Annotated in this window: 10 protein-coding genes and 1 pseudogene; 7 read left to right on the forward strand and 4 right to left on the reverse strand. The window is 71.7% G+C overall.

Going from position 1 to position 14,509, the window contains the following annotated elements; genetic code table 11:
• The first annotated feature begins 58 nt into the window (after positions 1–58).
• From ilvA to FNX44_RS14300, 4 genes are all read left to right on the forward strand, one after another.
• A complete protein-coding gene (gene ilvA, locus FNX44_RS14285) occupies positions 59–1,276 on the forward strand; it encodes a threonine ammonia-lyase (protein WP_143648606.1) in 1,218 nt (405 codons plus the stop codon).
• Positions 1,277–1,527: 251 nt separating this feature from the next.
• Positions 1,528–2,565 carry an ATP-binding cassette domain-containing protein gene (locus tag FNX44_RS14290; RefSeq protein WP_143648607.1) on the forward strand — a complete coding sequence of 346 codons (1,038 nt, stop codon included), beginning with the start codon at positions 1,528–1,530 and terminating at the stop codon, positions 2,563–2,565.
• Positions 2,562–3,434 carry an ABC transporter permease gene (locus FNX44_RS14295; RefSeq protein WP_143648608.1) on the forward strand — a complete coding sequence of 291 codons (873 nt, stop codon included), beginning with the start codon at positions 2,562–2,564 and terminating at the stop codon, positions 3,432–3,434. Before FNX44_RS14290 ends, FNX44_RS14295 begins: the two co-directional genes overlap by 4 nt.
• 52 nt (positions 3,435–3,486) lie before the next feature.
• Entirely contained in the window at positions 3,487–4,113 is a 627-nt protein-coding gene (locus FNX44_RS14300) for a hypothetical protein (protein WP_143648609.1), read from the forward strand.
• A gap of 79 nt (positions 4,114–4,192) precedes the next feature.
• Here the strand turns inward: FNX44_RS14300 and greA are convergent, their stop codons facing one another.
• Both greA and FNX44_RS14310 read right to left on the reverse strand, forming a co-directional pair.
• Entirely contained in the window at positions 4,193–4,690 is a 498-nt protein-coding gene (gene greA / locus FNX44_RS14305; protein WP_143648610.1) for a transcription elongation factor GreA, read from the reverse strand.
• 169 nt (positions 4,691–4,859) lie between these two features.
• On the reverse strand, positions 4,860–5,417 hold the full coding sequence (locus FNX44_RS14310) for a DUF4307 domain-containing protein (protein WP_143648611.1): 558 nt from the start codon (positions 5,415–5,417) through the stop codon (positions 4,860–4,862).
• A gap of 57 nt (positions 5,418–5,474) precedes the next feature.
• On the opposite strand from FNX44_RS14310, the gene mca reads away from it, so the two are divergent.
• From mca to FNX44_RS14325, 3 genes are all read left to right on the forward strand, one after another.
• A complete protein-coding gene (gene mca, locus FNX44_RS14315; protein WP_143648614.1) occupies positions 5,475–6,347 on the forward strand; it encodes a mycothiol conjugate amidase Mca in 873 nt (290 codons plus the stop codon).
• A 4-nt stretch (positions 6,348–6,351) separates the two neighbouring features.
• Positions 6,352–6,585, forward strand: coding sequence for a hypothetical protein (locus tag FNX44_RS14320; RefSeq protein ID WP_143648612.1), 234 nt, complete (start codon positions 6,352–6,354; stop codon positions 6,583–6,585).
• Between the two features lie 238 nt (positions 6,586–6,823).
• Positions 6,824–10,072 (forward strand): S8 family serine peptidase, encoded by a 3,249-nt coding sequence (locus FNX44_RS14325; RefSeq protein WP_323369343.1) that lies wholly within the window; start codon positions 6,824–6,826, stop codon positions 10,070–10,072.
• A gap of 100 nt (positions 10,073–10,172) precedes the next feature.
• Here FNX44_RS14325 and FNX44_RS14330 read toward each other — a convergent pair whose 3' ends face one another.
• Complete coding sequence (locus tag FNX44_RS14330; RefSeq protein WP_173019191.1) at positions 10,173–13,523, reverse strand: tetratricopeptide repeat protein; 3,351 nt, start codon at positions 13,521–13,523, stop codon at positions 10,173–10,175.
• Positions 13,524–13,621: 98 nt separating this feature from the next.
• Positions 13,622–14,509 (reverse strand): annotated as a pseudogene (locus FNX44_RS28015) (hypothetical protein); the annotation flags it as partial.

Raw genomic sequence — 14,509 nt, forward strand, 5'->3', positions numbered from 1 at the left:
GCCGATGGGGGAGCGGGGGCACTGGGCGGTGTGCACAGTCGGCTGCCAGACTGGCGGCATGCTACCCAGTGCACGTGTCCTCAGCGTCGAGGACGTATCCCGCGCCCACAAGGCGCTGTCCGGAGTCGCCCGGGTGACGGCGATGGAGGGCAGCCGTCATCTGACCGAGCTGGTCGGTTCGCCGGTGCACCTCAAGTGCGAGAACCTGCAGCGCACCGGCTCGTTCAAGATCCGCGGCGCGTACGTGCGCATCGCGGCGCTCGACGCGGAGGAGCGGGCGCGCGGCGTGGTCGCGGCCAGCGCGGGCAACCACGCGCAGGGCGTCGCGCTGGCGGCCTCGCTGCTCGGGGTGCGGTCGACGGTGTTCATGCCGGTCGGCGCGCCGCTGCCGAAGCTGGCGGCGACCCGCGACTACGGCGCGGACGTCCGGCTGCACGGCCAGGTCGTGGACGAGTCGCTGGCCGCCGCGCAGGAGTACGCGGAGCGGACGGGCGCGGTGTTCATCCACCCCTTCGACCACCCGGACGTGGTGGCCGGCCAGGGCACGGTGGGTCTGGAGATCCTGGAGCAGTGCCCGGAGGTGCGCACGATCCTGGTGGGTGTGGGCGGCGGCGGCCTGGCCGCCGGTATCGCGCTCGCGGTGAAGTCGCTGCGTCCCGACGTGCGGGTGGTGGGTGTGCAGGCCGAGGGCGCGGCGGCGTATCCGCCCTCGCTCGCGGCAGGGCACCCGGTGTCGCTGGAGTCGGTGGCGACGATGGCCGACGGCATCAAGGTCGGGCGGCCGGGGGACGTGCCGTTCGAGATCGTGCACCGGATGGTCGACGAGGTGGTGACCGTCTCCGAGGACGCGCTGTCGAGCGCGCTGCTGCTCTGCCTGGAGCGGGCGAAGCTGGTGGTCGAGCCGGCGGGTGCGAGCCCGGTGGCGGCGCTGCTCAGCCGGCCGAAGGCGTTCGAGGGGCCGCTGGTCGCGGTGCTGTCGGGCGGCAACGTCGACCCGCTGGTGCTGCAGCGGACGCTGCGGCACGGCATGGCGGCGGCGGGCCGCTACCTCTCGCTGCGGCTGCGGCTGAACGACCGGCCCGGGGCGCTCGCCGCGCTCCTGGCCGAGTTGTCAGTGGCGGACGCTAACGTCCTGGACGTGAGTCACGTCAGGACGGATCCGCGTCTGGGGCTCACCGAGGCGGAGGTGGAGCTGCATCTGGAGACGAAGGGTCCGGAGCACTGCCTCCAGGTGCAGTCCGCGCTGCGCGGCGCCGGCTACCGGGTGATGGGCTGAGTCAGCCCGAGGACATCCCGTCCCGTCCCGGCACGCCGGCCGCCGCCGTGCCGGGACGGGCGTGCCGGAGGCGGTCGGACCGGACGGTCACGGGAGTGCGCGGTGGGAAGCACTTCGAGGCACCCCGGAAGACCCGGTAACGCGATACATCGCGACACGCTACGCTGGCGGTGACGGGGAAACCCGGATGCCGTGTCGCCGGCGCGACCATACGATTCCCACATCACGACCAACCCCTTGGGAGATCCCTCATGCCAGGCGCCATCTACGCCGAAGGCCTGGTCAAGAACTTCGGTGACGTAAGGGCTCTGGACGGCGTCGATCTCGACGTCCCGGAAGGCACCGTGCTCGGGCTGCTCGGCCCGAACGGCGCGGGAAAGACGACAACGGTCCGAGTGCTCACCACACTCCTGAGACCTGACCAGGGCAAGGCGTTCGTGGCGGGCGTCGACGTGCTGGAACATCCGAACGAGGTGCGGCGGCGGATCGGGCTCTCCGGCCAGTTCGCGGCCGTCGACGAGTACCTGACCGGCCGCGAGAACCTCCAGATGGTCGGCCAGCTCTACCAGTTGAAGGCCAAGGACGCCCGTCGCCGGGCGGACGAGCTGCTGGAGCGCTTCAACCTGGCCGAGGCCGCCGACCGCACCGCGAAGACGTACTCCGGCGGTATGCGCCGCCGACTGGACCTGGCCGCCGCGCTGGTGGTCAGCCCGCCGGTGATGTTCATGGACGAGCCGACGACCGGCCTCGACCCGCGGAACCGGCAGGCGCTGTGGGAGGTCATCCAGGAGCTGGTCGCCGGCGGCACCACGCTGCTGCTGACCACGCAGTACCTGGAGGAGGCCGACCACCTGGCCGACGACATCTGCGTCGTCGACCACGGCCGCGTCATCGCACGCGGCACCTCCGACCAGCTCAAGGCGCAGACCGGCGGCGAGCGGGTGGAGGTCGTCGTCCGCGAACGCGACCACATCGGCACGGCGGAGGAGCTGCTGCGGGCGCACGCCGTCGACGGCGGCGAGGTCACCGTCGAGCAGCACACCCGCCGACTTACCGTGCCCGTCACCGGCGGCGCCAAGCTCCTCGCCGAGGTCATCCGCGACCTCGACGGGCGCGGCATCGAGATCGACGACATCGGTCTGCGCCGCCCGACCCTGGACGACGTGTTCATCTCCCTCACCGGCCACGCCGCCGAGGAGGAGACCTCGAACGGGGACGACGAGGACGGCGGCACGGGCGAGAAGAGCGAGAAGAAGGCCGGCGCGGCCGCGAAGGCGGGGAAGAAGTGACCACGACGACGACCAAGGAACCGGCCCAGGGCGCGCCGGTCGCGCCCAGCGGCAGAGGCGGCATCTCCCAGTCGGTCAACGACTCGTTGATCGTCGCCCGGCGCAACCTGATCCGCATGATGCGCATCCCGGAGATCGTGATCTTCGGACTGATCCAGCCGATCATGTTCGTGGTGCTGTTCAGCTACGTCTTCGGCGGCTCGATCAGCGTCCCGGGTCAGGGCCTGAGCGCCGAGGGATACCGCGAGTTCCTGATGGCCGGCATCTTCGCCCAGACCGTCACGTTCGCCACGGCGGGCGCCGGCGCTGGCATCGCGGAGGACATGCACAAGGGTCTGATCGACCGCTTCCGCTCCCTGCCGATGTCACGCGGCGCGGTGCTCACCGGCCGCACGCTCGCCGACGCGGTGCAGACGGCGCTCACTCTCGTCGTACTGGCCGTGGTGGCGGTGCTGGTGGGCTGGCGGGCCCACGAGGGCTTCCCGAAGATGCTCGCCGGCTTCGGCCTGCTGCTGCTCCTCGGCTACGCCTTCACCTGGATCGGCGCGCTGATCGGTCTGACCGTGCGGACGCCCGAGGCGGCCACCTCCGGCGGCCTGATCTGGCTGTTCCCGCTGACGTTCGTCTCGGTGGCGTTCGTGCCGTCGGAGAACATGCCGAACTTCCTGGCCACGATCGCCCAGTGGAACCCGTTCAGCGCGACCGTGCAGGCGGCCCGTGAATTGTTCGGCAACCTTCCGCCCGGCTACGTGGCGCCGGACGCCTGGCCGATGCAGAACCCGGTGCTCGCCTCGGTGCTGTACTCGCTGCTGATCATCGTGGTCTTCCGGACCCTGGCGGTGCGCAAGTACCGCCGCGCGGCCGCCTGATCCGCCACACTGGGGTCTGCCCGCATCCGTCGGGCAGACCCCGGGGGGAACCATGAAGGATCGGATCAAGCGGTGGCGCGACGACGACGAGGCGCTGCTCAACGCCGATGAGTGGCTGTGGAAGACCCTCGACGCGTATCCGCCGCCGAGCGTGCCCGCCACCGAGGTGTGGGAGTTCTCGATCGGATCGGTACTCAGCCGGCATCCCAAGGCGCCGGCGGGGATAGAGAAGCCGTTGAGGCTGCTGGACGGCCTGGGCGCGCTGCGCATCGGCCCGGACGACATCGGCTTCGACGGCCACAACCGCAGCTGGGACGAGGTGACCGAGCTCCGTCTGGTGGACGTGGCGAAGGTGGCCGTCCACGACGTGATCAAATCCGAACTGGCCAGATACAGCCGCGTGCTGATCGGTGTGCCGGGTCGCGGCTGGATTCTCGAGCAGCTCTCGCACGGGCTCAGCACCCTGGCCGTGCGCTATGTGGACCGGGCCCACTCCGACAAGTTCGGCACGGCCGGCCAGCGCCTCGCGCCGTTCGAGTTCGCCTACCGGGGCTCCCTCGGCCGCCAGCGGACCCGCCGGATCAGCGTCTATCCGATGCTCCTGGGCATGCAGGGGGAGGTCATCGACAGCCTGTACGCCACCGCGGAGATCCACAAGGTCCCCGTCGTCCGCGCCTGACGGACGTCTCACCACACCCGAGGGGCCGGGCGCCGCGTCAACGCGGTCGCCCGGCCCCTCGTCACGTGTGCCGACCGCCTCAGCCGCCGTACGGCTTGGCCTCCAGGATCTTCACCGAGGCCTGCTTGCCGTTCGGCAGCTCGTACTCGGCCTCGTCGCCGACCTTCTTGCCGTTGACGCCCTGGCCCAGGGGGGACTGCGGGGAGTACGTCTCCACCTCGGAGCTGGCGTACTCCCGCGAGCCGAGCAGGAAGGTCAGGGTGTCGTCCGGGTCGCCGTCGAAGGCGATGGTCACGACCATGCCGGGCTCCACCACGCCGTCGTCGGCGGGGGTTTCACCGACCCTCGCGCGCTCAAGGAGCTGCTGTAGCTGCCGCACCCGCAGCTCCTGCTTGCCCTGCTCCTCCTTGGCGGCGTGGTAGCCGCCGTTCTCCCGCAGGTCGCCCTCTTCACGGGCCGCCTCGATCTTCTTCGCGATCTCGGTACGTGCGGGACCCGACAGGTAGTCCAGCTCGGCCTTGAGCTGGTCGTACGCCTCCTGGGTGAGCCAGGTGACGTTGTCGCTGGTCTGGGTCACAGGTGCTCCTTGCAAGTACTCGGGATATAAAGCAACGCCCTGCCCTGAAGGTTGCGGTCCTCCCGGGCGGGCGAAACATCGAGCTTAACAATTCCAGCGTAAAACGGAAGAAGGTGCAGCAGGAAGTGTCGGTCCGGCCACTGTCCGTGGCCGTTGTCCGTGGCCGCCGTCAGTGGTCGGCGGGGCGGCAGCCGATGAGCTGCGCCGAGCCGGCGCGCGCAGTGGTGCGGATCGAGACGATCTCGTCCAGCCGCTTCACAGGCTGGTCGAAGGTGAACTCGCGGCGGCCCACCTCGGCCTTGTCGGTGGTCAGTGCGCGCACGGTGCACACTCCCGTCACCGACTCGCCCTTGCGGACCTCCAGATGGGCGCGCACCTCCTCGTCGGAGGTGATCTGGAACTTGATCAGCTCGGCGCTGATCTCGTTGCCGGAAGAGATGTGCGAGTAGCCGAACCAGCCGATCATGGCGAGGAAGGCCGTACCGAGCACCGCGCCGAGGATCTTCAACCGGCGGTCCGCGCGGGCGTCCCGGGCGGCGGTGTCGCCGTAACGGCCGGGGGGCGGCGACTGGGGGGCGCTGTCGGCACTGTCGCCCCGGGAGTCGGCCTGGCTCACGTCGGTCACGTCCTCGGCGGTGGTGCGGCGCGGCCCGCCCCGGAACCGGCCGGTGAGCGGAACGCGAGTGCGGACTGTCAGTGGGATGAAGGAATATATCCCCACACTCATCGGTCACTATAGAAGCCGTCTTCCGCGACACCTTACCGAGGACCCGTCTTGACTGTCTTGACAGAGCAGCTGCGACTCATGGCCGTGCACGCCCACCCCGACGACGAGTCGAGCAAGGGCGCGGCGACCATGGCCAAGTACGTTTCGGAGGGAGTGGACGTACTCGTCGCCACGTGCACGGGCGGCGAGCGGGGCTCCATCCTCAACCCCAAGCTCCAGGGGGACGCCTACATCGAGGCGAACATCCACGAGGTCCGCCGCAAGGAGATGGACGAGGCCCGGGAGATCCTGGGGGTGCGCCAGGCGTGGCTCGGCTTCGTGGACTCGGGCCTGCCCGAGGGCGACCCGCTGCCGCCGCTGCCCGAGGGCTGCTTCGCGCTCCAGGACGTGGAGGAGGCCGCCGGGGCGCTGGTGAAGCTGATCCGCGAGTTCCGTCCGCACGTGATCACCACGTACGACGAGAACGGCGGCTACCCGCACCCGGACCACATCATGACCCACCGGATCAGCATGGTGGCCTTCGACGCCGCCGCCGACCCGGACCGCTACCCGGAGGCCGGGGAGCCGTGGCGTCCGCTCAAGCTCTACTACAACCAGGGCTTCAACCGGCCGCGCACCCAGGCGCTGCACGACGCGATGCTCGAGCGCGGTCTCGAGTCGCCGTACGGGGAGTGGCTGCAGCGGTGGGACGAGTTCCAGCGCAAGGACCGCGAGCTGACGACGTACGTGCCGTGCGCCGACTTCTTCCCGCTGCGGGACAAGGCGCTCATCGCGCACGCCACGCAGATCGATCCGGACGGCGGCTGGTTCCGGGTGCCGATGGAGGTCCAGCAGGAGGTCTGGCCGACGGAGGAGTACGAGCTGGCCAAGTCGCTCGTCGAGACGTCCCTCCCCGAGGACGACCTCTTCGCAGGCATCCGCGACAATTGATGCCATGACTACCTCGGTGACCTTCGCACACGCCGCTGACCTTGTTCTTCTCGCCGACACGTTCGACAAGAACAAGGTGACGCCCGGCGTGCTCGGCTTCCTCGTCTTCGCGGTCATGGGTCTGGCGGTGTGGTGGCTGATGCGTTCCATGACGCGTCGCATGGAGGCGGTGCGGGGGCGTGAGTTCCCGGTCTCCGAGCCGGGTGCCGCGACCGGCGGCGGCCGCGAGGACTCCTGACCCACCCGGCCCTCGGACCGACCCCGCGCGGCGGTGTCGAGGGCCCGGGCCGGAGCGCCGTTCCCCGGGGTTCCCCAGGTGACGGGCCCGGCCGCTGTTGTGGCAGTTCTGTGACATCAACCTCCCCCGCGGCAGGCATACTTGCCGCAACGAGGGTACTGACCGCCCTCCTCATCACTGGTGAATGACCTCACCTGGGGGAAAGTTGACAAGTAAATCCAGAATCGGTGCTGCCTGCGTGTCCGCGGTGGCAGTGGCGACGGCCGTCACGCTGACGGTCGGCATGGCCGCGCCGGAGTCCGCAGGGGCGGGCTGGAAGGCCGGTGCGACGCCGGTCGAGCTGCCGAGCAACGCCGAGAAGGCCGCGAAGGTCCAGAGCGTGACGCTCATCACGGGCGACCGCGTCCTGGTCGGCCCGCGCGGCAAGATCGCCGGTTACATACGTGCCGAGGGGCGCGAGAACATACCCGTCCAGACCAGGCGGATAGGCAAGCGCACCTACGTCATCCCGGCCGACGCCCAGCGGTACATCGCGGCGGGCAAGGTCGACATCGCGCTGTTCGACGTCACCGAGCTGAAGCGCAAGCAGTACCGTGCGGTGGCCGGCACCGGTGTGCCGTTCATCGTCACCTACAAGGGCAAGAGCCCGGCCGCGAAGAACCGGCTGCGGGCCGCCGCCGACCCGGAGGTCCGCGCCTCCCTCGACGCGGTGAACGGCGAGGCCGTCACCGTCGCCGAGGACGACGCCTCCGCCGCCTGGAAGGCCCTGACCGGCGGTTCGGGCGTGGAGACCGTCTCGCTCGACCGTGTCCGCAAGGTCGCTCTGGACAAGAGCGTCGCGCGTGTCGGCGCCCCGAAGGTCTGGCAGGCCGGCTACGAGGGCGACGGCGTCCGCATCGCCGTCCTGGACACCGGCATCGACACCTCGCACCCCGACCTGGGTGCCGGCAAGGTCGTCGCCGCCCGTGACTTCAGCGGCTCCGGCAGCACCCGCGACCGCCAGGGCCACGGCACGCACGTCGCCTCCACCGCCGCCGGCAGCGGCGCCAAGTCCAAGGGCCGTTTCAAGGGCGTCGCCCCGAAGGCCCAGCTGATCAACGCCAAGGTCCTCGACGACAGCGGCTTCGGCATGGACTCCGGCATCATCGAGGGCATGGAGTGGGCCGTCGCGCGCGGCGCGAAGGTCGTCAACCTCAGCCTCGGCGGCTACGACCTCCCGGGCATCGACCCGATGGAGGAGGCCGTCAACCGGCTGTCCGCGAAGAGCGGCGCGCTGTTTGTCATCGCCGCCGGCAACGAGGGCCCGGGCAAGGGCACCATCTCCTCGCCGGGTAGCGCCGACGCCGCGCTGACCGTCGGCGCGGTCGACCGCCGCGACAAGATCGCCGATTTCTCCTCGATCGGCCTGCGCACCGGCGACGGCCACCTCAAGCCCGACATGACCGCGCCCGGCGTGGACATCGGCGCCGCGGCGGCCAAGGGCAGCGAGATCGAGCGGGAGGGCACCCGCGTCGCCGACGGCTACGTGGCGATCTCGGGCACCTCGATGGCCACCCCGCACGTCGCCGGCGCCGCCGCGCTGCTCGCCCAGCAGAACCCGGACTGGAGCGGCGAGCGCATCAAGGCCGCGCTGACCAGCTCCACCAAGCTCAGCGCCGGCTTCAGCGCCGTCCAGCAGGGCTCCGGCCGGCTCGACGTCGCCCGCGCCACCCGGCAGACGGTGATCGCGGAGACCCCGTCGGTGAGCTTCGGCACCACCCGGTGGCCGCACCACGACGACAAGCCGGTCAACCGCGACCTGACCTACCGGAACCTCGGTACCAAGGACGTCACGCTCAACCTGGCCACCGAGACGCACGGCCCGACCGGCAAGGCGGCCCCGAAGGCGATGTTCTCGCTGGGCGCGCGTCAGGTGACGGTCCCGGCCGGCGGCACCGCCTCGGTCCCGCTGACCGCCGACACCACCCACGGCGGCAAGCGCGACGGCGCCTACAGCATGTTCGTCACCGCGACCGGCGGCGGCCAGACCGTGCGCACCGCGGCGGCCGTCAACCGCGAGCCGGAGTCCTACGACCTGACGGTCCGCCCGATCGGCCGGGACGGCAAGCCGGCCAAGGAGTGGATGGCGGTGATCACGAGCGAGGAAGAGTGGATCTTCCTCGACAGTGAGACGGGCGTCAACAAGATGCGCCTCCCCAAGGGCCGTTACACGGTCGAGACGGCGATGCCGATCGGCAAGGACGGCAGCAAGGGCTACGACTGGCTCGTCTCGCCGGTGGTGAACCTCACCAAGAAGACCGCGATCACGCACGACTCCCGCAAGACCAAGCCGATCAACATGACCGTGCCGGACAAGAAGGCCAAGCCGGCCATGATCGCGGTCGGTTACGACATCGAGAGCAAGTCGTTCTACAACGGCAGCTCCTTCGGTGTCGACGCTGGTCTGCGTACCGCGCAGGTCGGCAAGACCCCGGCCGGCTACACCATGACCGCCACCGCCCAGTCGTTGCACACGCGCGGTGACAACGAGTACCACGTCGCCCACTCCCGCAAGGGCAGCCTCTACAACGGTCTGAAGCTGGACACGAAGAAGAGCCAGCTGGCCAAGATCACCACGCGGATGGGCTCCTCCGTCGGCAAGCGCCACGGCTACCTGTTCACCGCGCCGACGACCACCTCGTCCGCGACGGGCATCGGGCGCAAGCTGCCGAAGACCGTCACGGTCCACGTCCGCGCCGACAAGAAGACCGCCTGGAGCCAGTCCTTCGTCCAGGTCCGCAAGGACGAGGGCGAGGCGTACTACGACAGCGACGAGCGGGTGTACACCGCCGGCAAGTCCTACACCAACACCTTCAACACCGGTGTGTACGGTCCGCTGCTGAAGAAGTACGACGGTCTGTGGCGTGACGGCAACCTGCTCTACGGCGCCACCAACCCGCTGGCCGACGGCGCCGGCCACTACGGCGGCAGCGAGTACAAGTCGGGCAAGACGACCCTGTACCGCAACGGCAAGGTCTACAAGGTCGAGAAGGACGTCCTGGACTTCGTCGAGTTCAAGCTGCCCAAGGGCAAGGCCGACTACCGCCTGGTGACGACGGTCACCCGCAGCGGTGTGGCCACCGTGTCCACCAAGGTGACCAGCTCCATCAGCTTCACCTCGGCGCGCACCAAGAGCGACACCAAGCTGGCGGCGTCCGCCGTCCGCTACGCCCCGAAGCTCGGCCTGGACAGCCGGGCCAAGGCCGGCAAGACGCTGAGCGTCCCGGTCAAGGTGCAGGGTTCGGCCGCAGGCAAGAACCTGAAGTCGCTCAAGGTCGAGGTCAGCGTCAACGGCGGCAAGAGCTGGAAGAAGCTCACCGTCAGCAAGGGCAAGGTGAAGGTCAAGAACCCGAAGGCCGGCAAGTCCGTCTCCTTCCGGGCCAAGATCGTGGACAAGAAGGGCAACGCCACGACCCAGACCATCATCGACGCCTACCGCACCAAGTGAGCGACGTCCGGTGCCGGTAGCGGCACCGGACGGCGGTGAGCAGAGAACCGGGGCGCGGCCGACTGGCCGCGCCCCGGCGCGTCTCCCGGTCCCCAGCGGCTCAGACGGCCCCGGTCGCGATCACGTCCCTGGCCTGCCGGGTCGGGACCATTCCCAGGTCCCACGCCTGCCAACCGTCCTCCGACTCGACGCCGCGCTCCAGCATCAGCGCGTACGCCTCGGCGCTCTCTGTCAGCACGTGGTCCCTGGCCGGATGGCGCTCGCGCAGCAGCTGCGCCAATTCCTCCTGGGCGACCGCGACTCCCACCACCGCCCCGCCCGGCGAGGCGAAGGGCAGCAGGGTGCAGCGCAGGAAGCGCGCCCAGTCCGCGCCCCGCAGATCCGGGGCGCGCCCGCCCTTCGCCGCGTCAGCGGCGCCGGCGCCCGTGAAGAGCCGCAGGGCGTCGTCGGTGAGGTCGAGGGCCTGGGCGAGCTTGCCGTTCCCCGCGTCGATCACCGCCAGCTCCAGACACGACCACGCCTCGTGGTGCGCCACCCCGACCCGCTGGAAGTCGGTACGGGCGTCCTGCAGCAGCTGACGGGCGAAGCCGCTGTTGTGCAGGTTGCCGGTGCGCGCGGCCCGCTGGTCGCGGGTCACCCGGCCCAGGTGGTGGCGGGCGCAGGCCAGCCCGTACACGTCCCGCATCCGGCTGAAGCTCGCCCGGGCGCGTTCCAGCTCCTGTACCGCGCTGTCCCGGTCGCCGTCCTCCTCCAGCGCCAGACCCAGGTAGTACAGCGTCCAGGCCTCGCCGCGCGCGTCCTCGCTCTCCCGGTGCCGGCCGAGCGCCGCGTGCAGCTCCTCCACCGCCTCGGCGGCCTCCCCGCCGTACAGCCGCGCCCGGGCCAGCTGGGTCTGCGCCCACGCCTGGCCGCGACCGTCCTGGGTGCGCCGGTAGTCCTCCAGCGCCTGGTGCAACTCCGCCTCGGCGCTGGTGAGGTCGCCGACGCGCAGCAGCGTCTGACCGAGCTGGTAGTGCGCCCAGGCCTGGCCGTGCAGACTCTCGCTCTCCTCGTGCAGCGCCAGCGACTCCCTGAGCATGCCCAGCGCCTCGTTGATCCGCCCGCGGTCCCGCTGCACGGCGGCGAGGGCGTGCAGCGTCCACGCCCGGTCGCCGCGCAGCGCGTCGCCGGTCTGCAGGTCGAGCGCCTGCCGCAGCTTGCCCGCCGCCTCGGCCAACTGCCCCTGGTGGTGCAGGGTGACGCCCAGCTCGCGCAGCGTGCGGGCGGCGCCGGCCGGATGCTCGGCCTCCAGGTAGAGGTTGACCGCCGAGGCCAACGTGCTGTGGGACTGGTCGAGTTCACCGAGCTGCCGGGCCGCGACACCGGTACGCCACTGCACCGAACGAGTGAGCAGGCCCCGGTCCACGGCCTGCGCCAGGTCGTTCAGCTCGCCCAGCCGGTAGAGGTCGCCGCGCAGCAGGCAGTAGTCGCACAGCGCGCCCAGCAGGTGGGAGACGGCGGCCTGGTCGACGCTCTCGTCGGCGTGCCGCAGCGCCGCCGTGATGAAGCTCGACTCGTCGTCCAGCCAGCGCAGCGCGGACTCCAGCGAACGGAAGCCGTGCCCGCCGAACTGGTTGGCCCGGGTGGACGTCTTGCCGTCGACCATGCGGATCACGGTGTCGGCCAGCTCCGCGTACGAGCGGATCAACCGCTCCTGGGCCGCGCCCCGCTCCTCGGCGGCCTCCTCGTCCAGCAGTCTGGCGAGCGCGAAGTGCCTTACCAGGCCGTGCAGTCGGTAGCGGTTGCCGCGTACGTGCTGGATCAGCCCGGCCGTCGCCAGGCCCTCCAGCCGACGGGCCGCCTCCCGCTCGTCGGTGGCCAGAAGCGCCGCCCCCGCGGCGGCCCCCAGGCTCGCCCGCCCGGCCAGCGCCAGTCGGCGCAGCAGCCGGCGCCCCGGCTCTTCCTGGTCCGCGTACCGCAGGGTGAGCGCGCGCTGTACGGGGTCGAGGGCGTCGTCCGGGCCGTAGGCCGCGAGGTCGGCGGCGACGGTGGCCGCCGTACGGTCGCCGTGCATCGCCGAGCCCGCCAGGCGCAGGGCGAACGGCAGCCCGCCGCACAGCTCGGCGACCCTGTCGTAGGCGGCCGCGTCGTACGGCGCCTGCGGGGTGCGCCCGTCGGGGGTTCGGCCCTCGGGGGTGCGCCCGTCGCTCTCGGCGGCGGCCGTCGCCGCCGCGCGAAGCACCTCCTCGGCGCCGACGGCGTCCAGCGCGCCGACCTCCAGCCGGTGCACCCAGGCCGCGAGGTCGTCCGGCAGTTCCAGCGGCTCGGTGGTGGTGACGAGCACCAGGCTGTCCGAGCGCTCCGGCACCAGCGCGGCCACCTGCGCCGCATCCGTGGCGTCCTCCAGCACGACGGTGACCGGCACCCCGGTGAGCGTGCGCTGGTAGAGGTCGGACAGCCTGCGCAACTGCTGCTCGCCGGCGGCGGAGTCGTCGTCCGAGCCGCCGCGGAAGAGCAGTTGCTCGCGCGGCGCGCCGAGCCGGTTCAGCAGGTGGAGCAGCGCCTCCCTGGTGGAAAGCCGGTTGCCCTCGCGGGTGTCACCGCGCAGGTCGACGACGCAGGCACCGCGGAACTGGTCCTTCAGCTCGTGTGCGGCGCGCACGGCCAACGCGCTGCGCCCGGCGCCCGGTCGGCCGTGCAGTACGACCACCGTCGGCTGCGTCTTCGTGCTCGCCCTGGCCTGGTGCACCCACTGGGCGATCTGCCCCATGGCCTCCCGCCGCCCCGCGAACACCGCGTCGGGCGTGGGCAGATGGCGGAACGACTGCTCCAGCGCGTTGCGGCGCTTCGCCTCTCCGCTGCGGTCCCGCCCGCGAAGCTTGGGCTGCGCCCGGCGCTGGGTGCCGCCGCCCGAGCCGCCGCGCTGCCCGGGCATCACCCGGGGCGCGACCAGCCGCTGCTGCTCCAGGTACGGCCGTACGCCGCGCACGTCGAGCGCGGTCAGCCAGGCCAGTCGCAACTGCTCGACCCCGCCGGGCTGGTTGCGGGCGCCGGCGCCGTTCTGCGCCGCCCACAGATGGGCGAGGAGGATCTGGGCGAGCGCGCCGAGCACCCCGACGACCGCCACCACGGCCGCCGCGCCCATCGCGCTGCCGAAACCGTGCTCCCGGTCGAACAGCAGGATCGCCACGCCCGCGGCGAGCACCGCGCCGATCGCCGGTCCCAGCGCGCGGCCGGTGAACCGCTCGGCGAGGCGGCCGGCGGTCGTGGAATCCGCCGCCCTGACGTAGGCCGCGTACTCCTCCGCGGCGCGCCCCGTCATCTCCGGGAGCGACGCGCGGGCTCTGGAGTAGAGCACCGCGCCGTCCGTCACCCCGCCGGAGCGCCGCACCTCCTCCTCGACGGCGCGCGCCAACAGGCCCTCCACCTCCGCCCGGTCACTGTCCCTCAGCTCGATCGCAGCCCCCGACATCCGCACCCTCTTCCGTTGGACTCAACTGACGCTCAGTCTCGCGCCAATCACCGCGCGCGGCCAGCCCCGACCGTTCGGGGACGGATCCGCCGCACGCCCTAACGGCGCCGGCCGGTGCCGCTCACGCCGGCGTGTGGCGTCGGCCGCGCGCCGAGGGCCGCCAGGCGTCGCGCCCACCCCAGCGCCAGGCAGCCCAGCAGCGCCAGCCAGGCCGGCGCGCCGAGCCCGCCGCCGTTCGGGTACGCGGGCGCGGCGAGCGCCAGGACGACCAGCGGACCGCGCGCGTTCCACAGCAGCACCCCGGCCACCCCGCTCACGCCCACCGGCGGTGACGGCCCCCGGTAGGCCGTCACCAGCGCCGCCCCCACGAAGGCCGGCACCCCGGCGAGCAGCAGCGGCAGCTTCGGATGCCACAGGCCGAGCAGCGCGCAGCCGAGCAGTCCGGCGGCCGCGCCCAACCCGCAGAGCAGCGCGGGCACAAGCGCGTGGTGCAGCGCCAAGGAGGCGTGAGGCCAGGGGAGTTGGGAGGCGCGGCGGGGGTCGTCGCCGTCCGCTCGGGCGCCTTCGCACGCGCGGAGCGCCCCGAGGTAGCCCGCGTACAGCGCCGTGAGACCGAGCAGTACGGCTGCTTCGCGGGCGTCGGCCCTGGCCGCCAGAGCCAGCAGTACGACGCCCGTCGCCGACCACAGCGGCGCGCCCGGCAGCCGGCTCGGGGCGCGCAGCAGCGCGGTCAGATCGAGCCAAGGGACGAGCAGCGCCCGGCCCCGGGGCTGCGGCAGCCGCCACCGGCGGGTACGGCGGCGGTGATGGACGCTCCCGGCCAGCGAGCGGGCGTTCCGCAGGTCGAGTGCGTACAGCGCGGCGGTCACCCGGAAAGCGAGCCGGCACTGGGCGCGCAACACCCGGGCGGGCACGTGCTCCGCCGCGCGCCGGGCGCACATCAGTGCGCCGGTCGCGCACAGCACGGTGAGCGCCCCGCCCGCCAC

The sequence above is a fragment of the Streptomyces alkaliterrae genome (assembly GCF_007097205.2).
In the GTDB taxonomy this organism is placed as follows: Bacteria; Actinomycetota; Actinomycetes; order Streptomycetales; family Streptomycetaceae; genus Streptomyces; species Streptomyces alkaliterrae.